The following is a 25328-nucleotide window of genomic DNA, read 5'->3' as shown; positions in this document are numbered from 1 at the left end:
GGCTGGTGTTACAACCTCAGAAGGCCCTGAAGGCAGCGATGACGGGGCCCGCCAGGAGGTATCGGGATCATGACAGCGCGGCGCAGCACCAAGAACGGCAGCACGTCGGGAGGCTGGCGGGGGCGTCGCCGCCGGGTACTCGGCGCGGGCACGGCCGCCGGAGGGTTCCTGGCGTTGGGCATTACCCCGCTGGCCGGCGCGCCCCAGGCACGCGCCGACGTCGACTGGCTGTTCGACCTGCTGGACCCGCTGTCGGGTTCCACTTCCGTCATCGACGCCGCCGACTCCGGCGCCTGGGCCTGGCTGGATCCCACCACCTGGGGCCTCGACGTCGGCACCGCCGCTCTGGCCGCGGCCAGCCCCGTTGACGGCGCAGCGTGGTTTGACCAATACGTCTACCACCCGATCCACAGCGCCATTGACGACTGGATCAACAGCCCAGACGGCCTGCAGTTCGCCACCTTCGTCAACACGTTCTCCGGCCAGTTCCTCATCGGCGACGGCGCCGACGGCACCGCAGATCATCCCGACGGCGGGGCGGGTGGGCTGCTGTTCGGCGACGGCGGCGACGGCTATTACGGCGGAAGCGGAGGTAACGCGGGCTGGCTGATCGGCGACGGCGGCAATGCCGGCGGGGCGGCCCCCTCGCCGGAGATCAGCGCCTTCGGCGCTGTCGAGTACCTGACTCCGATCGACGGAACGCCGGGGCAGGCCGGCAATGCCGCGTACCTGTTCGGCAACGGAGGCAATGGCGGCGACGGTACCGACGGAGTCGACGGGGGCAACGGTGGAGACGGCGGTGTCGGCGGCGCCGGCGGGCTCTGGTGGGGCAACGGCGGCAACGGCGGCAACGGCGGCAATGGTTCGCTGGGCAGCGACGGCACCGTTGGCCACGGCGGAGACGGGGGCGCCGGCGGTAACGGCGCGACCTTGTTCGGCAAGGGCGGCGGCGGCGGCAGCGGCGGCGCGGGCGGTAATGGAGCGGCAGGACTCCTGAACCTGCCCGGTGGCTTGGTCTACGTCGCCGGTAGCGGCGGAAACGGCGGTGGCGGCGGGACGGGTGGTCTGTTCGGCGCCGCGGGCGACGGCGGCAATGGCGGCGCAGGCGGCAACGGGGGCACAGGCGCCGACGACCTGGGCGATGCCGGGGTCGGCGCCCTGGGCGGCTGGGGAGGCCACGGCGGGGCTGGTGGCGCGGCTGGTGTGGGCGGCCTGTTCGGCGGCGCGGGTGCCGGCGGCAACGGTGGCAGCGGCGGCAATGGCGGTAACGGCGGCGGTGCCGGTGGCGGCGGCACCGCCGGCTCCGGCGGCTGGGGAGGCTCTGGCGGTGCAGCCGGCGCTGGGGGCATCGCCGGAACGGGTGGGCTCGGCGGCTCCGGCGGTGTCGGCGGCAACGCCGGCATTGGTGGCACCGCCGGCGACGGTGGCAACGGCGGCTATGGCGGTGGTGGCGGCGGCGGTGTCGGCTTCGGCGCCGCCGGCACCGGCGGTGTGGGGGGTGTCGGCGGCAACGGTGGCAACGCCGGCGCCGGTGGCCACGCCGGCAACGGCGGCAGCGGCTACCAGGGCGGCAGCGGCGGCAATGGCAGCGGCGTCGGCAGCGGCGGACTTGGTGGTGCAGGCGGCACCGGCGGAAATGGCGGCGTCACCAGCGCCGGCGGCTACTCCGGTAACGGTGGTGCGGGCGGTGCCGGCGGCCTAGGTGGCAACGGGTTGGTCAGTGGTAGTGGCGGCAAGGGAGCTCTCGGCGGCACCGGTGGTGACGCCGGCGACGGAGGCAACGCCGGCTGGGGCGGCAGCGGCGGCACGGGCGGATTCAGTGGTGTCGGCTGGGGCGGTAGCGGCGGGACTGGCGGAACCGGCGGTGCCGCGGGCGCCGGTGAAGGCTTCGCCGGCGGCACGGGCGGCTCCGGTGGCACCGGCGGCTGGGGCGGCACCGGCTACAACAGCGGCGGCGGCGGGGGCGGCGCGGGCGGGCCGGGCAGTGCCGCCGGCATCGGCGGCAGCGGTGGCAATGGTGGCAACGGCGCCACCGCCTCCGCAAACAGCTTCAACCTGGTCGGCGGCGGCGCTGTCGCCGGCGTCGGGGGCACCGGCGGCGCCGGCGGCTACGACGGCGCGTCCGGCGGCGACGGCGGAACCGGTGGCTACGGAGGGGCCGGGTCCTACTTCGGCGGTGGCGGCGGCAACGGCGGCAATGGCGGTGCCGGCGGAACCGGAGTTGGCTCCGACGGCGGAAGAGGCGGCAACGGTGGCGGCGTGGGCACCGGCCTGTGGGGCGGTGACGGCGGCAACGGCGGCAACGGCGGCACCCACGGCGCGTCCGGCGGCAACGGCGGCGACGGCAGCTCCGGTGACGGCGCCGACGGCGGCGCCGGCGGCAACGGCGGGCTGGGCAACGGCTCCGACGGGGGCAACGGCGGCAACGCCGGTGCCAATCTGGGCCTCAGCGGCGGCGGCCGCGGCGGTCACGGTGGTGACGGCGGAACCGACGGAGCCCGTGGCGGCAACGGCGGAGTCGGCGGTGCAAACAACACCAATAGCGTGAATGCCGGCGGTGGTGGCAACGGCGGCAACGGCGGTTCGGGCGCCGGCGGCTACGGCGGAGCCGGCGGGACCGGCGGCAACTCTATTGGCGCTTGGGGCGGGAACGGCGGCAACGGCGGCAACGGCACCGCAGGGGGCAACGGCGGCAACGGCGGCATCGGCTACTACGGCTACGGTGGCGACGAGTACTACCGCGGCTACGACTACGGCGAAGGCGGCAGCGGTGGCGCCGGCGGCAACGGTGGTTTCGTCGGCCCGAACGGCAGCGGCGGCGGCGGCGCCGGCGGTAATGGAGGTAACGCGACCGGCTACCTCAACGTCGGTGGCAATGGCGGCGCCGGCGGCAACGGCGGCGCCGACGGGACCCCTGGCGCCCCCGGAACCCCCGGCCAGAACCGTCCGTGAACTCTGCGGCGCCGAGGGCCCTCAGGCCAACGTGACCAGTCCCAACTCCGCATCGCCGGACAGCAACGGATGGCACGGCAGCACCCGTACGGTGTAACCCACCGCCCCGGCGACCGGCAGCCGACTGGTGGTGGAGAAGACTTCCGTGCCGTCCGCGTCGGTGTGCGCATGCGGCATCGCCACGGTGACCGGGTCCATCAGGGTGTCACCGGAATCCACCCGGCCCAGCACCGCCTGCACCACCACCTCGTCCGGCCGCAGCCCGGCCAGGCGCACCGAGGCGGTCAGCGTCAACTCCGACCCCAACCAGGGCGCGTCGGGCAGCCCGGTGCTGTCGACGTCGGTGATCTGGATGTGCGGCCAGGCCGCCTCCGCCCGGCGCCGGTAGTCCGCCAGCTGACGCGCCGCACCGTAGGGCACACCGTCGATCGGCTCGCAGGTGCGCCGCAACGACTGCGCGGCTGGGGCGTAGCACTGCTCCACGTAGTCGTGCACCATCCGCGACGCCAGCACCTTCGGGCCCAGCGTCTGCAGCGTGTGATGAACCATCTCCATCCAGCGCGGCGGCACGCCCCGGTCGTCGCGGTCGTAGAACTTCGGCACCACCGATGACGCCAGCAGGTCGTAGAGCGCCGCGGCTTCCAGATCGTCGCGCCGATTCTCGTCGGCGACCCCGTCCGCGGTGGGAATCGCCCAGCCGTTCTGCCCGTCGAACCACTCGTCCCACCAGCCGTCGCGAATCGACAGGTTCAGCCCGCCGTTGAGCGCGCTCTTCATTCCCGAGGTACCGCAGGCTTCCAGCGGGCGCAGCGGATTGTTCAGCCAGACATCGCATCCGGCGTAGAGTCGCCGCGCCATCGACATGTCGTAGTCGGGCAGGAACGCAATGCGGTGCCGCACCTCGGGGCGGTCGGCGAACCGCACCACCTGCTGAATCAGCGCCTTGCCGTCGTCGTCGGCCGGGTGGGACTTACCGGCGACGATCAGCTGGACGGGGCGCTGCTCATCGAGCAGCAGCTGCTCCAATCGGTCGGGATCACGCAGCATCAGCGTCAACCGCTTGTACGTCGGCACCCGGCGGGCGAAGCCGATGGTCAGCACGTCGGGGTCGAATGCGGTAGCGATCCAGCCCAACTCGGCCTCCGAGGAGCCTCGCTCCAGGCCAGACCGCAGCAGCCGCAACCGGACCTCGTCGACGAGCAGTGCCCGCAGCTGCGAGCGGATAGACCAGAGCGTCAGGGGATCGACCTGCTGCAGACGCTGCCAAGCCGCCGGCTCGCTGAACGAGTCGGGAGCGGCGACGTCACGACTCAGCTGCAGCCACGGGGGCGCCGCCCAACTCGGCGCGTGCACGCCGTTGGTGATCGAGCCGATCGGCACCTCGTCGCCGTCGAACCCGGGCCACAGGTCGTTGAACATGACCCGGCTCACCCGGCCGTGCAGCCGAGAGACGCCGTTGGCGCGCTGCGCCAGCCGCAGGCCCATGTGGGCCATGTTGAACATGCCGGGATCGTGTTCCACGCCCAGTTCCATGATCCGGTCGGTGGGCACCCCGGCGACCAGCGCGTCACCGCTGTCGTCGAAGTAGCGGCGAACCATGTCGGCGGGAAACCGGTCGATTCCGGCCGGGACTGGGGTGTGGGTGGTGAACACCGTCGCCGAACGGACTACGGCCAGCGCGGTGTCGAAATCCAGCCCCTGCTCGGCGATCAGCTCACGGATGCGCTCGACGCCGAGGAAGCCGGCATGCCCCTCGTTCATGTGAAAAACCTCGGGGGCGGGCGTGCCCTGTAACCGGGTGAACTCGCGGATCGCCCGCACGCCGCCGATCCCCGCCAGGATCTCCTGACGGATCCGGTGCTCCTGGTCGCCGCCGTACAACCGGTCGGTGATCCCCCGCAGCTGGTGCGGATTCTCGCCGATGTCGGAATCCAGCAGCAGCAACGGCACTCGGCCGACCTGCGCGACCCAGATTCGGGCCCGCAGCCGGCCGGCGCCGGGCAGCGCCACATCGATCAGCACCGGTCGGCCGTCGGTGTCGACGAGCAGGCGCAACGGCAGCCCCTGCGGATCGAGGGCCGGATAGGTCTCGCGCTGCCAGCCGTCGGCGGTCAGCGCTTGACGGAAGTATCCGGACCGGTAGTACAGCCCCACCGCGATCAACGGCACGCCCAGATCCGACGCCGACTTCAGGTGGTCTCCCGCCAGGATCCCCAGGCCGCCCGAGTAGTTGGGCAGAGCTTCGGCGACCCCGAACTCCATCGAGAAGTAGGCGATCGCCGTCGGCAGCGCCGCCCCACCGTCCTGCTGGTGCTGATACCACCTCGGACTGGTCAAGTACGCCGTGAGGTCGGCCGACAGCGCGTCGAGACGGGCGGTGAACTCCTGATCGGCGGCCAGCTCCTCGAGCCCTGCGGGACTGACCGCCCCCAGCAGCGCTACCGGGTCACGCCCACACCCGTCCCACAATTCGGGGTCGATGGCGGCGAAGAGCTCCTGAGTCGGTTGCTCCCACGACCAGCGCAGGTTCATCGACAGTTGCTCGAGTGCCAGCAGCCTTTCGGGCAGGTGGGCGCGAACGGTGAACCGGCGGAGGGCCTTCACGCTTGACCACACTACCGGCGACGCGAATCTGCGACTGCCACCTAGACCTGACAATTCGGTTGCGAACATGTTGCGTGATGCCAGGCCCCCGGACGACGGTTACCGTGGGCGCAGAGAGCCCGACGACGAACGGAGTGTGGTGGCTGGCCGAGTCGAGGTCGACGATGTCGAACCGGTCGTCTCGTGCGGCCGCTACCCGGCCAAGGCCGTGGTGGGTGAGACCGTGCCGGTCAAGGCCACGGTCTGGCGCGAAGGCCACGAGGCCGTCGCGGCGACGTTGGTGGTGCGCTACGCCGGGCGCCGCTATCCGCTGCCCGGCGATCCCCCGCCCGCGACCGCGACCGGCTCGGCACTGCATGTGCCCATGCACACCGGGTTCGACGCCTACGTGTTCCACGGCGCCTTCACTCCCGACACCGTCGGCCTGTGGACTTTCCGTGTGGAGGGCTGGGGAGATCCGCTGCAGAGCTGGCGGCACGCCGTGACCGCCAAGCTCGACGCCGGCCTGGCTGCGGCCGAGCTGTCCAACGACCTGTTGATCGGCGCCGCATTGTTCGACCGTGCCGCGGCCGGGGTGCCGTCCGCACAGCGCGAACCGGTGCTGGCGGCGGCCGCTGCGTTGCGTGCCTCAGGCGACCCGGTGACGCGGGCCGCGCCGGCGCTGTCTGCCGAACTCGACGAGCTGTTGGCCCGCCACCCACTGCGTGAGTTGGTCACCGCCGGTGTCGAACACCAGGTCTGGGTGGATCGGCCGCTGGCACGCCGCGGCGCCTGGTACGAGATGTTCCCGCGCTCCACCGGCGGCTGGGACGCCGAGGGCCGCCCCGTGCACGGCACGTTCGCCACCGCGGCCGCGGCACTGCCCCGGATCGCGGAGATGGGCTTCGACGTGGTGTACCTGCCACCGGTCCACCCCATCGGCCGGGTACACCGCAAGGGCCGCAACAACTCCGCGACCGCCGAACCCGGCGACGTGGGTTCGCCGTGGGCCATCGGCAGCGCCGAGGGCGGCCACGACGCGGTGCATCCGGCACTGGGCGACATCGGCGACTTCGACGACTTCGTCGCCGCGGCCCGCCGGCTCGACCTGGAGGTCGCGCTGGACCTGGCGTTGCAGTGCGCACCGGATCATCCCTGGGCCACCCAGCATCGGGAATGGTTCACCGAGCTGCCCGACGGCACCATCGCCTACGCGGAGAACCCGCCGAAGAAATACCAGGACATCTACCCGCTGAACTTCGACAACGATCCCGCCGGCCTGTACGCCGAGGTGCTGCGGGTGGTCCGGTTCTGGATAGACCACGGGGTGAAGGTCTTTCGAGTCGACAACCCGCACACCAAGCCCCCCGACTTCTGGCTCTGGTTGATCGCCGCCGTCAAGAACATCGATCCCGATGTGCTGTTTCTGTCCGAGGCGTTCACTCCCCCGGCGCGGCAGTACGGTTTGTCCAAGCTGGGCTTCACCCAGTCCTACTCGTACTTCACCTGGCAGACAACGAAATCCGAGCTCACCGAGTTCGGCCGGCTGATCGCCGAACTCGCCGACTTCCGCCGGCCGAATCTGTTCGTCAACACCCCCGACATCCTGCACGCCAGCCTGCAGCACGGCGGCCCCGGGATGTTCGCCATCCGCGCGGTACTGGCGGCGACGCTGGGCCCGACGTGGGGCGTGTACTCCGGTTTCGAGTTGTTCGAGGACCGTGCAGTACGTGAAGGCAGCGAGGAGTACCTCGATTCGGAGAAGTATGAACTTCGACCCCGCGACTTCGCCGGTGCCGTCGCCGAAGGCCGCTCCCTGGAGCCGTTCATCGCCCGGCTCAACGAGATTCGCCGGCTGCATCCGGCGTTCAACCAACTGCGCACCGTGCACTTCCACCAGGTCGACAACGACGCGCTGCTGGCCTACAGCAAGTTCGACCCGGCCACCGGCGACACCGTGCTGGTGGTGGTCACGCTGAACCCGTTCAGCGCCGAGCAGGCGACCCTGCACTTGGACATGTGGGCACTGGGAATGCCTGACTACCAACGCTTCTGGGTCCGTGACCAGATCAGCGGTGAGGACTACAACTGGGGCCAGGACAATTATGTGCGCCTGGACCCGGCACGAGCGGTCGCCCACATCGTCACCATGCCGCCGATCAACGCCCAAGCCCGCACCGAGTTGCTGCGCCGCTGATGAGCACGATGACCCGACACCTGGCGCCTCACCCTGCCGACGTGGCCCGGCTGCTCGCCGGTGAACACCACGATCCGCACTCCGTCCTGGGCGCGCACGAGTACGGCAGGACCACCGTCATCCGGGCGCTGCGCCCGCGCGCTCGGCGGGTGGTGGTGCTCGTCGGTACCGAGCGCTTCGTCATGCGCGACCTGGGCTCCGGGTTGTTCGCGGCGGCGTGTCCGTTCACCGACCTCGTCGACTACCGGCTGGAGGTGCACTACCCGGAAACGGCTGAGTTCGCCGAGCCCACCGGCGTGCACACGACCGCCGATGGATACCGATTTGCGCCGACCCTGGGCGAGTTCGACCTGTATCTGTTCGCCGAGGGACGCCACGAACGACTCTGGGACGTGATGGGGGCTCATCACCGCACCTTCATCACGCCCGACGGCGAGGTGTCCGGCGTGTCCTTCGCGGTGTGGGCGCCCAACGCCGCCGGGGTGAGTCTGATCGGTGATTTCAACGGCTGGGCCGGTGACGACGCCCCGCTGCGGTCATTGGGCTCGTCGGGCATCTGGGAGCTGTTCTGGCCCGACTTCCCCACCGCCGGCCTCTACAAGTTCCGCATCCACGGGGCCGACGGGGCCGTCACCGAGCGCGCCGATCCGTTCGCCTACGCCACCGAGGTGCCGCCGCGCACCGCATCGGTGGTGACGTGCAGCGACTACACCTGGAACGACACCGACTGGATGGCACAGCGCTGCAAGCGTGACCCGGTGAGCGAGCCGATGAGCACCTACGAGGTCCATCTGGGCTCTTGGCGGCCGGGCCTGAGCTACCGCCAGCTGGCAGTAGAGCTGACCGAATACGTTGTACAGCAGGGCTTCACCCACGTGGAGCTGCTGCCGGTGGCGGAGCATCCGTTCGGCGGCTCTTGGGGATATCAGGTGACGTCGTACTACGCCCCGACCGCGCGCTTCGGCACCCCCGATGACTTCCGGGCGCTGGTCGACGCGCTGCACGGTGCGGGCATCGGCGTCATCGTGGACTGGGTGCCGGCGCACTTCCCCAAGGACGACTGGGCGCTCGGCAGATTCGACGGCACCCCGCTCTACGAGCACTCCGATCCGCGGCGCGGTGAGCAACTCGACTGGGGCACCTACGTATTCGACTTCGGCCGCCCCGAAGTACGCAACTTTCTGGTCGCCAACGCGCTGTACTGGCTGACCGAGTTCCACGTGGACGGGCTGCGGGTGGACGCCGTCGCATCGATGCTCTACCTGGACTATTCGCGCCCGCACGGCGAGTGGACCCCCAACATCCACGGCGGCCGCGAGAATCTGGAGGCGGTGCAGTTCCTGCAGGAGTTGAACGCGACCACCCATCGGGTTGCGCCGGGAATCGTGACCATCGCCGAGGAGTCCACCTCCTGGCCGGGAGTCACCCGGGAGACCAGCCTTGGCGGACTCGGGTTTTCGATGAAGTGGAACATGGGCTGGATGCATGACACGCTGGCCTACCTCGGTCACGATCCGGTGCACCGCAGTTACCACCACCACAACATGACGTTCTCGATGCTGTATGCGTTCAGCGAGAACTACGTGCTGCCGATCAGCCACGACGAGGTGGTGCACGGCAAGGGCACACTGTGGTCCAGGATGCCCGGTGACGACCACCACAAGGCCGCGGGCCTGCGTGCCCTGCTCGCCTACCAATGGGCGCATCCCGGCAAGCAGTTGCTGTTCATGGGCCAGGAATTCGGTCAGCGCAGCGAGTGGTGCAACGAGCGCGGAGTCGACTGGTTCCAGCTCGACCCCCAGGTCGAGCCCGACGGCTACTCACCCGGCATCCTGCGTCTGGTCAGCGACCTCAACGCTCGCTACCGCGCGCTGCCCGCCTTGTGGACCCAGGACGCCGACCCGCGGGGCTACTCCTGGATCGACGCCAACGACTCGGCCAGCAACGTACTGAGCTTCCTGCGCTACGGCACCGACGGTTCGGTGCTGGCCTGCGTGTTCAACTTCGCCGGTGTCACCCACGCCGATTACCACCTGGGGTTGCCCCGGGCCGGCCGTTGGCGTGAGGTGCTCAACACCGATGCGGTCGGCTACCGAGGGTCGGGCGAGGGCAACCTGGGCGGGGTCGAGGCCACCGACGATCCATGGCACGGCCGGCCGGCCTCGGCGGTGCTGGTGTTACCCGCCCTGTCCGCCGTGTGGCTGGCGCCCGAGTAGCTCGGGTAGCTCGGGGTCAGTACAGCGCGTTGGCCAGGTTGCGCCGGCCGGCGACGACCTCCGGGTCGGCGGGGTCGAACAGCTCGAACAGCTCCACCAACCGGGTCCGCACCGCGGCCCGCTCGTCACCGGCGGTCCGCCGCACCAATGCGATCAGCCGGTCGAACGCAGCGGTGACGTCCTGGTTGAGGATCTGCACGTCAGCGGCGGCGAAGGCCGCCTCGACGTTGTTCGGGTCGGCGTCGGCCTGTGCCGGCGCATCGGGTTGCCGACCGGTCGCACGTTCCAGGAAGGCGAGCTGGCGCAACGCCCCCTTGGCTTCGGCGTGGTCGGGGTCGGTGTCCAGCAACGCCTGATAGGAGGCTCGGGCCGCGTCGAAGTCACCGGCGTCGAGCTGCTCACGCGCCTGCGCCAGCACCGGGTCCACCTGCTCCGGCTGCTCCGCGTCACCGCCGCCGGCGAGCTTGCCTGCGGTGGCCGACACCAACGAGTCCACCCAACGGCGCAGCTGGTCGGGCGGCTGGGGTCCCTGAAAGCTGGTGATCGGTTGGCCGGCGGCCAGCGCCACCACGGTCGGCACGGCGTCCACGCCGAACACCTGCGCCACCCGTGGGGCGACGTCGACATTGACGGTGGCCAGCGACCACTTGGCCGCACCGCCGGCGTTGTCCGCCTGGGCCAGCCCGGCGAGGGTGTCGGCCAGCTGAATGCAGGCTTCACTGCGCGGCGACCACAGCAGCACCACCACCGGCACCTGATTGGACCGGACCAGCACCTCGTCTTCGAAGTTGGCCTCGGTGATCTCGGTGGCACCTGGTGGAGCCGAGGCGCTACCGGCGGCGCCGCCGGATTGAGCCGGCTTCTTGAGGCCGGACAGGTCCACTGCTCCGGCCAACGCCGGGCCGATCGGGGGTCGAGGACGCGTCACGCCGTCAAGTCTGTCACGTCGTCCTCGCCGCGCCGCCGACGGCTGTTTTCGCGCCCGACCACTCGACTATGACCAAGATCACACTGTCGCGTCGCCGTGCGGAAACAACCCGCGCCAGCAACCTACGCAACCGTAGGGAAGCCGTTACCCCGCGCGCAGGATGAGCGCGTCGCCCTGGCCACCGGCACCGCACAGCGCGGCCACCGCGTAGCCCGAACCGCGCCGCTTGAGCTCAAGGGCGGCGTGCAGCGTGATGCGCGCGCCCGACATCCCGATCGGGTGCCCCACGGCGATCGCGCCGCCGTGCACATTGACGACGTCGGGGTTCAGACCCAGCTCCCGGGTCGAGGCCAGCGATACCGCCGCAAAGGCCTCGTTGATCTCCACCACGTCGAGTTGGTCGATCGAGATGCCCTCGCGGGCGATCGCCTTCTTGATGGCGTTGGCCGGCTGGGACTGCAGAGTCGAGTCCGGCCCGGCCACGACACCGTGTGCCCCGATCTCGCACAGCCAGTCCAGACCCAGTTCCTGCGCCTTGGCCTTGCTCATCACCACCACGGCGGCGGCGCCGTCGGAGATCTGCGACGACGAGCCGGCGGTGATGGTGCCGTCGGAGCGGAACGCCGGCTTGAGACCGCCCAGCGACTCTGCGGTGGTGTTGGCCCGGATGCCCTCGTCCTCGGTGAACTCCAACGGATCCCCCTTGCGCTGCGGGATCTTCACCGGCACCACCTCGTCGGCGAAAACGCCGTCTTTCCACGCCGCGGCGGCCTTGCGGTGCGATTCGGCCGCGAACTCGTCCTGCTCTGCGCGGGTGAACTTGTCCTCGTCGTTGCGCTGCTCGGTGAGCGCGCCCATCGGCTGGTCGGTGAAGACGTCATGCAGACCGTCGTAGGCGAGGTGGTCGCGTACCGTCACGTCGCCGTACTTGTAGCCCTCACGGCTCTTGAGGAGCAGGTGCGGCGCCTGGGTCATCGACTCCTGGCCGCCTGCCACCACCACGTCGAACTCGCCGGCGCGAATCAGCTGGTCAGCCATGGCGATGGCGTTGATTCCGGACAGACACATCTTGTTGATGGTCAGCGTCGGCACGTCCCAGCCGATGCCCGCACCGACCGCCGCCTGCCGGGCCGGCATCTGACCGGCGCCCGCGGTGAGCACCTGGCCCATGATCACGTATTGCACCAGCGACGCCGGCACCTGTGCCTTCTCCAGCGCCCCGGCGATGGCGACGGCGCCCAGGTCACTGCCGGAGAAATCCTTCAGCGAGCCCATCAGCCGGCCGATCGGGGTCCGAGCCCCAGCAACGATCACCGATGTCGTCATGACTACCTCCCGGGCGGGTATGAGGGGCCGATCTTTCCGGTCGGCGCAGCACGATGTTTGCGCTCAGGTTACCGTTACTCCTATGACGACCGAATCCGTCGCTGACCCTTGTGAGGTGCGCCCCGCCCTGGCCTCGGCCTTGGTGACGGCGATCGATCACGTCGGTATCGCGGTCCCGGACCTGGAAGTGGCCAAGAAGTGGTACCACGACCAGCTCGGGATGATCGTGCTGCACGAAGAGGTCAACGAGGAGCAGGGCATCGTCGAAGCGATGCTTGCGGTGCGCGGCGCCCCGGTCGGCAGCGCCCAGATCCAGTTGATGGCGCCGATCGACGAGTCGTCGACCATCGCCAAGTTCCTGGACAAGCGCGGCCCCGGTCTGCAGCAGCTGGCCTACCGCACCAGCGACATCGACGTGCTGTCCGACCGGTTGCGTGAGCAGGGCATGCGACTGCTCTACGAGGCACCGCGGCGCGGCACGTCGAACTCGCGAATCAACTTCATCCACCCCAAGGACGCCGGCGGGGTGCTGGTCGAGCTGGTCGAGCCGGCCGCGGACGCGGAAGCGCACTGAGCCTCTAGGACCACTTGCGGGTCGGCCCCCGGTTGTCGCGGTTGGCCCAACACGGCGTGTGCCAATGCCGTCGATCATCGCCCGCATGAGCTGGCCACACCACCACATGGGCTATGCCGCAACGAATTTCGTGATCGCACCCCGGACACCGATAGACTTTCACAGCCCGCGAACCCGCGACCGGTACGACGATGTATTCGTAGCCATCGGAGCCGGTCTCCACGCGTTGTTGCAGCGGCAGCGGCCGTAGCGGCTGTTGCCGACGCGACGGACTGCGGCGACGAGCCATGGTCATCAGGCTAGCGGTCAAGCCAGTGCCGACAGCGCAACCGCCGCGTCGTAGCCGCCGAACCCGTCCAGCTCGCCGTCACGCAGTCGATTCACCCATGCCGGGTCGGCGAGCAGCGCGCGCCCGATGGCGACCACGTCGAACTCCCCGGCGTCGAACTGGTCGACCAGACGGTCGACCGGTGCGGGCGCAATCACCTCGCCACGCTTCTCGCTGCGGAACTGCGTCTCCAACCCGACCGAGCCCACTGCGATCACCGGAACGCCGGTGACCTTCCTGGTCCATCCGGCAAGGCTCAATTCCGGGTCGTGGCCTTCGAACCCGGGCAGATAATGCCTGCGCGTCGAGGGGTGCAGCACATCCACCCCGGCGTCGACCAGCGGTGTGAGCAGTTCCTGCAACTGTGTCGGGTCGTCGGCGATGGACGCCGCGTAGTCGGTGCCCTTCCACTGGGAGAAGCGGAAGATGATTGGATAGTCCGGGCCGACCGCGGCGCGGACAGCTGCGACCACTTCGGCCGGGAAACGCGTGCGCGCGGCCAGCGATCCGCCGTAGCCGTCGGTACGCCGATTCGTGCGCTCCCAGAAGAATTCGTCGAGCAGGTAGCCGTGAGCGCCGTGGATTTCGACCGCGTCGAAGCCGAGGTCGCGCGCAGTGGCGGCACTGGTGGCGTAAAGCTGTGCGATCTCAGCGAGTTCGTCGGTTCGCAGCGCGCGGCCCCGCGGTTCACCGCGCCCATCGATGCCCGACGGGCCGACGGGTTCCACCCCATCGTCATTGCGGCGCTCAACACCCTGGTGCCACAGCTGCGCGGCGATCGTCGCTCCCTCAGAGTGGACGCTGTCGACGACACGGGTCCACCCGGCGAGCACCTCGTCGCCGGCGAGCGTCGGCACGCTGGCCGGGAATCCTGCTGCCGGGTCGGGCAACCGGATGCCCTCGGTGATGATCAGCCCTACACCGCCCGCAGCGCGCCGTCGGTAGTACTCGGCCACATTGCTGCCGGGAATTCCCTGCGGCGAGGCCTGGCGGGTCATCGGCGCCATGGCGAACCGATTGGGAACGGTCAGCGAGCGGATCGTCAGGGGCTGGAAAAGATCATCGACTGGCATGCGGTCCTGCAACGCACGGCCGCGCGCTTCTATTCCGGCCTGCGCTCAGAACAGCCGGTACTCGTCGCTGTCCATGCCGCGCATCGCGTCATAATCCAGTGTCAGGCAACGGATGCCGCGGTCGGTGGCCAGTGTGCGGGCCTGCGGCTTGATCTGCTGGGCGGCGAACACCCCGCTGACCGGCGCCAGCAGACTGTCGCGGTTGAGCAGTTCGAGGTAACGCGTGAGCTGTTCCACGCCGTCGATCTCGCCGCGCCGCTTGATCTCCACCGCGACCGCTCGCCCCTGTTCGTCACGACACAACAGGTCAACCGGACCGATCGCGGTCATGTACTCCCGGCGCACCAGGGAGTAACCCTCGCCGAGCAGTTCGACGTGCTCGGCCAGCAGCGCCTGCAGTTGCGCCTCGACGCCGTCTTTCACCAGCCCGGGGTCGACACCCAGCTCGTGGCTGGAGTCGTGCTCGATCTCCTCGATGGTGATCCGCAGCTGGTCGCCGGTCTTGTTCGCCACCACCCACACCGGCAATTCACCGCCGGTTTCTTCGGTGAGCCGGCATGGTGGGCTCATCCAGTTCAGTGGCTTGTAAGCACGGTCGTCGGCGTGCACGCTGACCGAGCCGTCGGCCTTCAACAGCAGCAGTCGCCGGGCAGAGGGCAGGTGCGCGGTGAGCCGGCCGACATAGTCGACGGTGCACTGGGCGATCACGAGTCGCATCCGATCCACCTTAAGGCCCGTGCCGAGCAATTATTCTTACGCCACGATGAAGCCGCCAAAGACGACCGCGCAACGCCTGGGCCGAGTGCTGGAGCTGCTCACCCGTCAGACTGACCGGCTGCCCGAGACGCCCGAATACGGTTCTTGGCTGCTGGGCCGCGTCTCGGAAAGTCAGTACCTGCGCCGGATTCGCATCCAGTTCATCATGACCGTGGTCATCGTGGCGACCAACCTGCTCGGGATCGGTGTGGTCACGCTGCTGGTGACGGTGGCCTACCCGACGCCCAGCGTGTTCTCCGACGCCCCGGCCTGGCTGACGTTCGGCATCGTTCCGGCCTACGTGGTGACCGCGTTGATCGGCGGCACCTACGGGATCACCCGGCGCACCATCAAAATGTTGCGCTGGGCGATCAAGGAACAACAACCCACCCGCTTGGACGAGCGCAATGCGTTTCTGGCGCCGTGGCGGGTGTCGCAGGTGGTGCTCGCCCTGTGGGGCCTGGCGGCGGTGCTGTTCACGCCGCTGTACGGGATACACAACAGCGTCTTCATTCCGATCGTGGCCTTCACCGTGAGCGTCTGCGGCATCCAGGTTGCCACCGCCTGTTACCTGTGCACCGAATTCGCGCTGCGGCCCGTTGCCGCACAGGCACTCGCCGCGGGCAGGCCGCCGCGGCGGTTCGTGTCGGGCATCATGGGCCGAACCATGATGGTCTGGCTACTCACCTCGGGTGTGCCGGTTCTGGGCATCGCGCTGACAGCGCTGTTCGCCCTGGTGTTGAAGAACCTCACCGAGACCCAGTTCGGCATCGCCGTACTGATCGTTTCGACTGCCACCCTGATCTTCGGGTTCCTGCTGATGTGGATCCTGTCCTGGCTCACCACGGCGCCGGTGCGGGTGGTGCGCGCTGCGCTCAAACGTGTCGAACAGGGCAATCTGCAGGGCGACCTGGTGGTGTTCGACGGCACCGAACTCGGTGAGCTGCAAAGTGGTTTCAACGCGATGGTGCACGGGCTGCGGGAGCGCGAACGGGTGCGTGACCTGTTCGGCCGCCACGTCGGGCGTGAGGTGGCGGCCGCCGCCGAGCGCGACAAGATCCAGCTCGGTGGCGAAGAACGCCACGTCGCAGTCCTTTTCGTCGACATCGTCGGCTCGACGCAAATCGTGACCGCCAAGCCGGCGACCGAGGTCGTCACCCTGCTGAACCGATTTTTCGCCGTCGTCGTCGACGAAGTCGACCGCCACCGGGGCCTGATCAACAAGTTCGAGGGTGACGCCACCCTGGCGATCTTCGGCGCCCCGAATCACCTCGACCAGCCCGAGGACGAAGCGTTGGCCGCAGCCCGGGGCATTCTGTACCGCCTGGCCAACGAGGTGCCCGAGATCCGGGCGGGAATCGGTGTGGCGGCCGGCCAGGTCGTCGCCGGAAACGTCGGCGCCAAAGAACGTTTCGAATACACCGTGATCGGCGAGCCGGTCAATGAGGCCGCCCGGTTATGCGAGTTGGCCAAAACCCAACCGCTGCCGCTGCTGACGACGGCCAAAACCATGTACGCGGCCAGCATCAGCGAGCAAGCCCATTGGGTGGTGGGTGACTCGATCGTGCTGCGCGGCTACGAACTGCCGACCGTGCTGGCCAGCCCGCTGTAGCCTCGGGCTACTCCCCCGCCCACGTCTCGGTCGCCGCCAGCGCATCCTCGACCGTGGCGAACACCAGCCCGGCGTAGGCCGCTGGGTCGGGCGTCACCGATCCGCTGGGGTCGACGAGCAGACCCTGCTTGCCCAGATCCCGCAACTCGTCGGACAGCCCGGCGAGCAGGGCACGCGCCGGTTCGCTGATCGTGTGCAGCCGCGACACGTCGAGGATCGCGGTGTCGAACTCGCCACAGTCGCGGGTCGCGGTGCGGGCCACCTGTTCGGCCCCGGCGAACAGCAGGTCGCCGTGCACCTCGTAGACACGAACTCCGGGGCGCGGGGTGTACACCCCGCGAATGGCCGCGTGAGCCTCACTGCTCACCGTCAGGAAGTGCAGTCCGAGCTGCTGGGAAAGACTGCGGCACACCAGCATTCCACGCACGCTGTTGCCTTTCGCGTCGATCCGCGGCGAATAGACGCCGATGCCCAGCTGGCCGGGCAGCACCGCCACGATGCCACCGGCCACACCGCTCTTGGCCGGCATCCCGACCGCACTGACCCACGCGCCGGCGGCGTCGTACATGCCGCAGGTCACCATGACCGACAGCGTGCGCCGTACCACCGCGGCATCGGTCACCTGCCGCCCGGTCAATGGGTTGAGGCCGCCGCGGGCCAGTGTCGCCGCCATCCGGGCCAGGTCGATGCTGGTGACTTTCAGGGAACACTGGCGGATGTAGAGGTCCAAGGCCTCGTCGGGGTCGGCCCCCAGCGCGCCGAAACTCTCCAGCAGGTAAGCGATCCCGCGGTTGCGGCTGCCGCTGGCCCGCTCGGACTCGTACACGGCCTCGTCGAAGTCCAGGCTGCGTCCGGCGCAGGCGCTGAAGAACTCGCGGACCAGACCGAACCGCTCCTCGACGGTCTTCCCCGGGATCAAGGAGCAGGCCACGATCGCACCCGCATTGATCATCGGGTTCTTCGGGACATTGGTGACCTGATCGACGCTGATCTTGTTGAAGCCCTCACCCGAGGGCTCCACACCGATCCGCGCGTCGACATCCGCTTGCCCCAGCTGATCGAGGGCGAGCGCGTAGGTGAACGGCTTGGAGATCGACTGCATCGTGAATTGCACGTCGGCGTCGCCGGATTGGTAGACGTAGCCGTCCGACGAGGACAACGCCAAACCGAACCCCGCGGGATCGACCTCTGCCAGTTCCGGGATGTAGCTCGCCAAGGCCCCGTGGTTCGCCCCGGCGTGCTCGGCAAGGATCCCGTCCAAGTACCGCTGTACCAGTGCCGCCACGCACCGATGCTAGCCCGCGCCAACGGCCCGGCACTGTCGTGTCGCTTTTCCGCTAGTGTCGTCGGCCGGCGCGTGTCATGGTTGAAACGTGCATGACGACTTCGACCGCTGCTACCGCGCCGTGAAGTCGAAAGACGCCCGCTTCGACGGCTGGTTCATCACCGCGGTGCTCACGACACGGATCTACTGCCGGCCCAGCTGCCCGGCACGCCCGCCGCTGCCGCGGAATGTGGAGTTCTACCCCACCGCCGCCGCGGCTCAGCGGGCCGGTTTCCGCGCCTGTAAGCGTTGCCGCCCCGACGCCGCACCGGGTTCTCCGGAGTGGAACATCCGTGGCGACGTCGTGGGGCGGGCCATGCGCCTGATCGCCGACGGCACAGTGGATCGGGAGGGCGTGAGCGGGCTTGCCAGTCACCTCGGCTATTCCGCCCGCCAGTTGCAGCGATTGCTGCAGGCCGAGGTGGGTGCCGGCCCGCTGGCACTGTCCCGCGCACAGCGCACGCAGACCGCCCGCGTCCTGATCGAGACCACGGACCTGCCCTTGGGCGATGTCGCATTCGCCGCCGGATTCGCCAGCATCCGGCAGTTCAACGACACCATCCGCGCCGTGTGTGCCACGACGCCGACCGTGTTGCGCAGCAACGCCGCCGCACGCTCAGGAGCCCGCCCCGGCCGCGACTCCCCCGGTCCGGGTGCGCTGTCGCTGCGCCTTCCGGTGCGCACCCCGTTCGCGTTCGAGGGCGTGTTCGGGCACCTGGCGGCGTGCGCGGTGCCGGGCTGCGAAGAGGTACGCGACGGTGCGTACCGGCGCACCCTGCGCCTGCCGCACGGCAACGGAGTTGCCAGCCTGCGCCCGGCCCCCGACCATGTCCGATGCCGACTCGTGCTCGACGACTTCCGCGATCTCACCGCCGCGATCACCCGCTGCCGACGACTGCTGGACCTCGACGCTGACCCGGAAGCCGTCGTCGAGGCCCTCACCGCCGACCCCGACCTGGCACCGCTGGTGACCAAGGCGCCGGGACAACGCATTCCACGGACCGTCGACGAAGCCGAGCTCGCGGTGCGGGCGGTGCTCAGCCAGCAGGTGTCGACCAAGGCAGCGCGCACCCATACGCATCGGCTGGTGGCGGCACACGGGCAACCGCTCGACGATCCGGACGGCGGGCTCACTCATGTCTTTCCCTCGGTGGAACGACTCGCCGACATCGATCCCGATCAGCTCGCCCTCCCCCAAACCCGCCGGCGAACGCTGCTCACCCTGGTCGCGCGGCTGGCCGACGGCACCCTCGGCCTGAGTGCCGGCTGCGACTGGGAGCGGGCTCGGCACGACCTGATGGCGCTGCCGGGAGTCGGGGCCTGGACCGCCGAGGTGATCGCCATGCGCGGGCTGGGTGACCCCGACGCGTTTCCCGTCACCGACCTCGGGGTGCAGGTAGCGGCCCGCCGCCACGGCCTGCCCGACAACCCGCAGACCCTGATCCAACGCAGTGCTCGCTGGCGGCCGTGGCGCTCCTATGCCACCCAGCATCTCTGGGCCAGCCTCGATCACGCCGTGAACGACTGGCCCCCGGCATCGAAGGAGATCGCATGACCACTCAGCGCATCATCGACAGCCCCATCGGGCCGCTCACCCTGGCAGGCAAAGACGGCAAGCTCAGTCATCTGTTGATGCTCGATCATTCGCACGCCCCCAGCCGGACTGGCTGGACACGCGACGACACCGCGTTTCCGGATGTGGTGGAGCAACTCGCGGCATACTTCGCCGGCGACCTCACCGAGTTCGACCTGACCTATGAGATGGCCGGCACTGACTTTCAACGCCGAGTGTGGGCCGCCCTGTTGACCATCCCGTACGGCCAGACCCGCTCCTACGGACAGCTGGCCAGCCAGATCGGGTCGCCGACGGCCTCCCGGGCCGTCGGGTTGGCCAACGGCCGCAACCCGATCTCGATCATCGTCCCGTGCCACCGTGTCATCGGCAGCAACGGCAGCCTGACCGGTTACGGCGGCGGTATCGACCGCAAGCGGGCACTGCTGGATCTGGAGCGACAGCGAAGCCAAGCCACCCTGTTCGGTTGAGGGCGCTTAGTCCGGCATCGGGTATTCGGTGGTGTCGGTGAAGCCTTCGAAGAAGGTGACGAGACCCGTCAGGGCCTCCTCCAACGTCGGGGTCGGCGAGTCGATGGCACCCACGATGTAGCCCTCTTGAATCAGACCGGCCAGCGACGGGTGCTCCACGAGCGGAATGATCTGGTACGTCGCGGGGTCCAGCAAACTTGCGATGGCGTTGCTGATCCCCTGTTGGACGCCATTGCCGAGGGCGGTCAACAAGTCACCGAAGTCGATGTTGGTTGGGAAGAGCCCCGAACCGGCCGCTGCATCGACGTCTCCCGGCGGCCAACCGTGGTCGATGTTGCCGTAGCCGAGGTTCACCAAGATCCGTGTGACGGGTTCCAACAGCTCATAGAGGGGCTGTCCGAGAATCGGGATCAACTGCAGCGGAGCCAACAGCGGCAGTAGCTCCGAGGGAATCATGTAATAGGAGTTCAGCGAGTCAGGGTCCGAGGTCGGCAGTTCAATAGCAGACGCGACCTGTTCGGGCGTCGCGCTCAACAGCACCGAATGTCCGTAGATGAAGCCCAAGATGGAGTTCAGGTCCGACAGCGGATTGAAATACGTCGGCCGAAAGGCCACCGGGTCGTATTCATAGTTGTAGACGTCGGTGTGATACAGGTCGGTGGGGATGCCGCTGGTGCCCGGCGACCCGATCAGTACGAACCTCACCAGATCGTCGGACACACCCTCGTCGGCAAGTCTCTCCATCAGGCCTACGGAGATCGCGGAGCTCTGCGAGTAGCCGAACACGACGACGGGGTGCTCGGCGTCCACCTCGCCGCCGCTGATCTGCTCCATGACCGCGTTGTAGAGGATCTGCCCACCTACCGCCTGCGAGGTCGAACTGACGTTCTCCGGCGTCCAGAGGGACACCAGCTCGCCGCCGAATCCGTGCGGCTGCAGGTACAGCTCGTTGACAGCATCGAGGTATCGCTCCGACGGTTGCGGCATGCCGGTTCCGCCCATCAGGAAAGCGATGCCGTCACCAAGCGACGTCCCGTTACCCGTCAGCGAGACCGCCGTCGCCAGTGCGGGCGGCACCGACGATGCCACCGGAGCGCCGGCGAAGAAGCTGGCAGCAGCGACGCTCACGACAAGCGGTAGGCAAGTGTTAACGCGCACGCGGATCCTCCTGTTAAGTTCCTTAGCTGCTGCTTAACGTTATAGTCGGGCGGCGAATCCTGCAACAGCAGCTGCCGTCCGCCGGGTCCGGCATCCCTGCAGACCATTGCAAGGGGAATCCCCGTATCTCCAGCGCCGGAGCAAACCTAATATCGACGACAAAGAGGCACCATCCCGGGCGAGGAGGGGAAATACGAGATGGCAACAATCCGGCTTGCGGCTTTCGTTGCGTTGACAGCGAGCTTCGCCGTAGGCCTAGCGGCGCCGGCGTCAGCCGACCTGGTTGACGGCACCTACCAGCGCTCGGGAGACGGCCCTGCGGGGTCCATGTTTTCCGAGGCGACTGTGACAGTCACTTCCTGCGGCCCTGGCTGTAAAAACCTTGCCGGGAGTGTGCGAGGCGATGAGGTTGTGCAAATGCACTTGGAAGGCAATACCTGGACCGGTACCGACAGCACCCACACGGTGCTGACCATCGATAACGATTCCCTGACGGGTACTGAAACCAGCCCTTTCTTGCGTAACCCCGTGAACTCCCGCTACGTCAAGATCGATTAGTCAACGACGGCTGTTCTTGCCGCGGGCAGTGGACAATATGGAAACGCCCCCCGATTTCTCGGGGGGCGTTTCACTTAAATTGTGTTCGGCGGTGTCCTACTTTTCCACCCGTGTGGGCAGTATCATCGGCGCTGACAGGCTTAGCTTCCGGGTTCGGGATGGGACCGGGCGTTTCCCTGTCGCTATTTCCGCCGTAACTCTATTTTCTTGTGTTGGGGTGCCGGGGTTGGTTGGCCGGCACCCGGTGTCACCAAAGTGTGTTTGGTGGTGGGGTGTGGGTTTGAAGTTTTTGTGGTGTGGTTGCGGGCAACACATGTGTTTTTTGTGTGTTGGTAAGTTTTCGGCCGGTTAGTGCCAGTTCCCTGCACACCTTGCGGTGCTTCCAGGTCTGGTCTATCGATCCCGTGGTCTGCGGGGGGCCTTATCCCTCTAAAAGGGTGAGAATCCTGGTCTTGGAGTAGGTTTCCCGCTTAGATGCTTTCAGCGGTTATCCTGTCCGAACGTGGCTATCCAGCCGTGCTCCTGGTGGAACAACTGGTATACCAGAGGTTCGTCCGTCCCGGTCCTCTCGTACTAGGGACAGGTTTCCTCAAGATTCTGACGCGCGCGGCGGATAGAGACCGAACTGTCTCACGACGTTCTAAACCCAGCTCGCGTGCCGCTTTAATGGGCGAACAGCCCAACCCTTGGGACCTGCTCCAGCCCCAGGATGCGACGAGCCGACATCGAGGTGCCAAACCATCCCGTCGATATGGACTCTTGGGGAAGATCAGCCTGTTATCCCCGGGGTACCTTTTATCCGTTGAGCGACACCCCTTCCACTCGGGGGTGCCGGATCACTAGTCCCGACTTTCGTCCCTGTTTGACGTGTCAGTCTTACAGTCAAGCTCCCTTGTGCACTTACACTCAACACCTGATTGCCGTCCAGGTTGAGGGAACCTTTGGGCGCCTCCGTTACATTTTAGGAGGCAACCGCCCCAGTTAAACTACCCACCAGGCACTGTCCCTGAACCAGCTTCATGGTTCGAAGTTAGAGGTCCAATACGATCAGAGTGGTATTTCAACAACGACTCCACCCACACTGGCGTGCGGGTTTCACAGTCTCCCACCTATCCTACACAAACCGCATCGAACATCAATACCAAGCTATAGTGAAGGTCCCGGGGTCTTTTCGTCCTGCCGCGCGTAACGAGCATCTTTACTCGTAATGCAATTTCGCCGAGTCTATGGTTGAGACAGTTGAGAAGTCGTTACGCCATTCGTGCAGGTCGGAACTTACCCGACAAGGAATTTCGCTACCTTAGGATGGTTATAGTTACCACCGCCGTTTACTGGGGCTTAAATTCTCAGCTTCACCCCGAAGGGTTAACCGGTCCTCTTAACCTTCCAGCACCGGGCAGGCGTCAGTCCGTATACATCGTCTTGCGACTTCGCACGGACCTGTGTTTTTAGTAAACAGTCGCTTCTCACTGGTTTCTGCGACCCCCTCCCGCTGCTTAACCGTAAAGGCCATGACGGTATGAGGGTCCCCCTTCTCCCGAAGTTACGGGGGTATTTTGCCGAGTTCCTTAACCATAGTTCACTCGTACGCCTTGGTATTCTCTACCTGACCACCTGTGTTGGTTTGGGGTACGGGCCGTGTGTGTGCTCGCTAGAGGCTTTTCTCGGCAGCATAGGATCACCGAATTCGCCGCAATCGGCTATGCATCACCTCTCGGACTCATGAGACCCGGATTTGCCTAGATCTCGTCCTACGGGCTTGCCCCAGTATTACCACTGACTGGTACGGCTACCTTCCTGCGTCACCCCATCGCTTGACTACTACCAGCGAAGGTCCCACGCAGCCCCACAGTCCCCCTCACCCCGAAGGGATCGAAGTAACCATGGTTTTGGGTGGTTAGTACCACTGATTCATCATGGGCGCGCACACACGGGTACGGGAATATCAACCCGTTGTCCATCGACTACGCCTGTCGGCCTCGCCTTAGGTCCCGACTCACCCTGGGAGGACTGGCCTGGCCCAGGAACCCTTGGTCTTTCGGCGGGCAAGGTTCTCACTTGCCTCATCGCTACTCATGCCTGCATTCTCACTCCCACACCCTCCACCACTAGATCACTCTGTGGCTTCACCGGATGCAGGACGCTCCCCTACCCAATACTTGACGTATTGCCGCGGCTTCGGCGGTGTGCTTGAGCCCCGCTACATTATCGGCGCACAATCACTTGACCAGTGAGCTATTACGCACTCTTTCAAGGGTGGCTGCTTCTAAGCCAACCTCCTGGTTGTCTAAGCGACTGCACATCCTTTTCCACTTAGCACACGCTTTGGGGCCTTAGCCGGCGATCTGGGCTGTTTCCCTCTCGACGCACGGAGCTTATCCCCCGCCGTCTCACTGCCACGCTTACACTCACCGGCATTCGGAGTTTGGCTGACGTCAGTAACCTAGTAGGGCCCATCGGCCATCCAGTAGCTCTACCTCCGGTGAGAAACACGCAACGCTGCACCTAAATGCATTTCGGGGAGAACCAGCTATCACGGAGTTTGATTGGCCTTTCACCCCTACCCACAACTCATCCCCTCAGTCTTCAACCTAAGTGGGTTCGGGCCTCCACGCGGTCTTACCCGCGCTTCACCCTGGCCATGGGTAGATCACTCCGCTTCGGGTCCACAACACGCCACTACACCAACCCCAACGGATTGGATACGCCCTATTCAGACTCGCTTTCGCTGCGGCTACCCCACACGGGTTAACCTCGCGACGTGCCGGTGACTCGCAGGCTCATTCTTCAAAAGGCACGCCATCACCCCACCACAAGGGAGGGCTCTGACGGATTGTAGGCACATGGTTTCAGGTACTATTTCACTCCCCTCCCGGGGTACTTTTCACCATTCCCTCACGGTACTAATCCGCTATCGGTCATCGAGTAGTATTCAGGCTTACCGGGTGGTCCCGGCAGATTCACAGCAGATTCCACGGGCCCGCTGCTACTCGGGAAACATCGCAAGGCAGGTATCGGGTTTTCACGTACCGGGCTCTCACCGTCTACGGCAGACCATCCCAGGCCACTTCCGCTAACCACAACACTTTCTCACTGCCCTCCGGCCAGGTAGAACCGGACACAACACTCCCACAACCCCGCACACACAACCCCTACCCGGTATCACATGCATACGGTTTAGCCATCCTCCGCTTTCGCTCGCCACTACTCACGGAATCACATTTTGTTTTCTCTTCCTACGGGTACTGAGATGTTTCACTTCCCCGCGTTACCTCCCCACCAGCTATACATTCACCAGCGGGTGACACGACATCACTCGTGCCGGGTTTCCCCATTCGGACATCCTCGGATCCACGCTCGGTTGGCAGCTCCCCGAGGCATATCGCAGCCTCCCACGTCCTTCATCGGCTCTCGATGCCAAGGCATCCACCATGCGCCCTTAAACACTTACAAACACAAAAACCAAGAAACAAAAATTGCAAAACAAACAAGACACACAGTCTCGCTTGTTAGATGCTCGCAACCACTATCCACAAAACAAACACCACACCCCACCACCAAGATGGAGCGACAACACACCCACCCCCCGAAAGGAGCAACAAACGGGCCTGTTGCCTCAGGACCCAACAGTGTGCCCAGCCACAGCCGGCCGACACCACCCCCGAAGAGGCCGCGCCGGTTGGTGATCAAAGCTGTTGTC

At 66.9% G+C, this 25328-nt stretch carries 15 protein-coding genes and 2 rRNA genes; 7 read left to right on the top strand and 10 right to left on the bottom strand.

The window, feature by feature from the left end; all coding sequences use genetic code 11:
* Window positions 1–69: 69 nt before the first annotated feature.
* A complete protein-coding gene (locus K3U94_RS07435) occupies window positions 70–2952 on the top strand; it encodes a PE family protein (protein WP_220696097.1) in 2883 nt (960 codons plus the stop codon).
* A 21-nt stretch (window positions 2953–2973) separates the two neighbouring features.
* Here the strand turns inward: K3U94_RS07435 and glgP are convergent, their stop codons facing one another.
* Complete coding sequence (glgP, locus tag K3U94_RS07430) at window positions 2974–5556, bottom strand: alpha-glucan family phosphorylase (protein WP_220696096.1); 2583 nt, start codon at window positions 5554–5556, stop codon at window positions 2974–2976.
* Window positions 5557–5695: 139 nt separating this feature from the next.
* On the opposite strand from glgP, the gene K3U94_RS07425 reads away from it, so the two are divergent.
* Both K3U94_RS07425 and glgB read left to right on the top strand, forming a co-directional pair.
* Window positions 5696–7732: an alpha-1,4-glucan--maltose-1-phosphate maltosyltransferase gene (locus tag K3U94_RS07425; protein ID WP_220696095.1), complete on the top strand. Its 2037-nt coding sequence runs from the start codon at window positions 5696–5698 to the stop codon at window positions 7730–7732.
* A complete protein-coding gene (glgB, locus tag K3U94_RS07420) occupies window positions 7732–9948 on the top strand; it encodes a 1,4-alpha-glucan branching protein GlgB (protein WP_220696094.1) in 2217 nt (738 codons plus the stop codon). The genes K3U94_RS07425 and glgB overlap by 1 nt, the downstream gene beginning before the upstream one ends.
* Before the next feature lie 16 nt (window positions 9949–9964).
* Here the strand turns inward: glgB and K3U94_RS07415 are convergent, their stop codons facing one another.
* Window positions 9965–10876 (bottom strand): tetratricopeptide repeat protein, encoded by a 912-nt coding sequence (locus tag K3U94_RS07415; protein ID WP_220696093.1) that lies wholly within the window; start codon window positions 10874–10876, stop codon window positions 9965–9967.
* Window positions 10877–11020: 144 nt separating this feature from the next.
* Window positions 11021–12202, bottom strand: coding sequence for an acetyl-CoA C-acetyltransferase (locus K3U94_RS07410; protein ID WP_220696092.1), 1182 nt, complete (start codon window positions 12200–12202; stop codon window positions 11021–11023).
* A gap of 82 nt (window positions 12203–12284) precedes the next feature.
* Here K3U94_RS07410 and mce point away from each other — a divergent pair, with 82 nt between their 5' ends.
* Complete coding sequence (gene mce / locus K3U94_RS07405; RefSeq protein ID WP_047321539.1) at window positions 12285–12776, top strand: methylmalonyl-CoA epimerase; 492 nt, start codon at window positions 12285–12287, stop codon at window positions 12774–12776.
* Between the two features lie 4 nt (window positions 12777–12780).
* Here mce and K3U94_RS23635 read toward each other — a convergent pair whose 3' ends face one another.
* From K3U94_RS23635 to nucS, 3 genes are read right to left on the bottom strand one after another with little or no spacing between them, the layout of a single operon-like run.
* Window positions 12781–13065, bottom strand: coding sequence for an Rv1322 family protein (locus tag K3U94_RS23635; RefSeq protein WP_230987490.1), 285 nt, complete (start codon window positions 13063–13065; stop codon window positions 12781–12783).
* 17 nt (window positions 13066–13082) lie between these two features.
* A complete protein-coding gene (locus K3U94_RS07400; RefSeq protein ID WP_220696091.1) occupies window positions 13083–14177 on the bottom strand; it encodes an NADH:flavin oxidoreductase in 1095 nt (364 codons plus the stop codon).
* Window positions 14178–14222: 45 nt separating this feature from the next.
* On the bottom strand, window positions 14223–14894 hold the full coding sequence (gene nucS / locus K3U94_RS07395) for an endonuclease NucS (protein WP_047321541.1): 672 nt from the start codon (window positions 14892–14894) through the stop codon (window positions 14223–14225).
* 46 nt (window positions 14895–14940) lie between these two features.
* Here nucS and K3U94_RS07390 point away from each other — a divergent pair, with 46 nt between their 5' ends.
* Window positions 14941–16545, top strand: a complete 1605-nt coding sequence (locus tag K3U94_RS07390; protein WP_220696090.1) for an adenylate/guanylate cyclase domain-containing protein — start codon at window positions 14941–14943, stop codon at window positions 16543–16545.
* Between the two features lie 7 nt (window positions 16546–16552).
* On the opposite strand, the gene glsA is transcribed toward K3U94_RS07390, so the two are convergent.
* A complete protein-coding gene (gene glsA, locus K3U94_RS07385; protein ID WP_220696089.1) occupies window positions 16553–17830 on the bottom strand; it encodes a glutaminase A in 1278 nt (425 codons plus the stop codon).
* Window positions 17831–17918: 88 nt separating this feature from the next.
* Between glsA and K3U94_RS07380 the strand changes: the two genes are divergently transcribed.
* Both K3U94_RS07380 and K3U94_RS07375 read left to right on the top strand, forming a co-directional pair.
* Entirely contained in the window at window positions 17919–19424 is a 1506-nt protein-coding gene (locus tag K3U94_RS07380; protein ID WP_220696088.1) for a DNA-3-methyladenine glycosylase 2 family protein, read from the top strand.
* A complete protein-coding gene (locus K3U94_RS07375; RefSeq protein WP_047321544.1) occupies window positions 19421–19912 on the top strand; it encodes a methylated-DNA--[protein]-cysteine S-methyltransferase in 492 nt (163 codons plus the stop codon). Before K3U94_RS07380 ends, K3U94_RS07375 begins: the two co-directional genes overlap by 4 nt.
* 6 nt (window positions 19913–19918) lie before the next feature.
* On the opposite strand, the gene K3U94_RS07370 is transcribed toward K3U94_RS07375, so the two are convergent.
* From K3U94_RS07370 to K3U94_RS07360, 3 genes are all read right to left on the bottom strand, one after another.
* Window positions 19919–21040 (bottom strand): PE-PPE domain-containing protein, encoded by a 1122-nt coding sequence (locus K3U94_RS07370; protein ID WP_230987488.1) that lies wholly within the window; start codon window positions 21038–21040, stop codon window positions 19919–19921.
* Window positions 21041–21711: 671 nt separating this feature from the next.
* Window positions 21712–21824, bottom strand: a 5S ribosomal RNA gene (gene rrf / locus K3U94_RS07365).
* 132 nt (window positions 21825–21956) lie between these two features.
* Window positions 21957–25081 (bottom strand): 23S ribosomal RNA (locus K3U94_RS07360).
* Window positions 25082–25328: the final 247 nt, after the last annotated feature.

Origin of the sequence: Mycolicibacter heraklionensis (assembly GCF_019645815.1) — a bacterium.
GTDB lineage: Bacteria > Actinomycetota > Actinomycetes > Mycobacteriales > Mycobacteriaceae > Mycobacterium > Mycobacterium heraklionense.
The sequence above is the reverse complement of the archived record's forward strand: the minus strand, read 5'-3'. Positions and strand labels throughout refer to the sequence as shown.

Bases quoted from the DNA above. Each gene is read 5' to 3' on its own strand.
- K3U94_RS07435 (WP_220696097.1), top strand. From the start codon at position 70: ATGACAGCGCGGCGCAGCACCAAGAACGGCAGCACGTCGGGAGGCTGG.
- glgB (WP_220696094.1), top strand. From the start codon at position 7,732: ATGAGCACGATGACCCGACACCTGGCGCCTCACCCTGCCGACGTGGCC.
- K3U94_RS07410 (WP_220696092.1), bottom strand. From the start codon at position 12,202: ATGACGACATCGGTGATCGTTGCTGGGGCTCGGACCCCGATCGGCCGG.
- mce (WP_047321539.1), top strand. From the start codon at position 12,285: ATGACGACCGAATCCGTCGCTGACCCTTGTGAGGTGCGCCCCGCCCTG.
- K3U94_RS23635 (WP_230987490.1), bottom strand. From the start codon at position 13,065: ATGGCTCGTCGCCGCAGTCCGTCGCGTCGGCAACAGCCGCTACGGCCG.
- K3U94_RS07400 (WP_220696091.1), bottom strand. From the start codon at position 14,177: ATGCCAGTCGATGATCTTTTCCAGCCCCTGACGATCCGCTCGCTGACC.
- nucS (WP_047321541.1), bottom strand. From the start codon at position 14,894: ATGCGACTCGTGATCGCCCAGTGCACCGTCGACTATGTCGGCCGGCTC.
- K3U94_RS07390 (WP_220696090.1), top strand. From the start codon at position 14,941: ATGAAGCCGCCAAAGACGACCGCGCAACGCCTGGGCCGAGTGCTGGAG.
- K3U94_RS07375 (WP_047321544.1), top strand. From the start codon at position 19,421: ATGACCACTCAGCGCATCATCGACAGCCCCATCGGGCCGCTCACCCTG.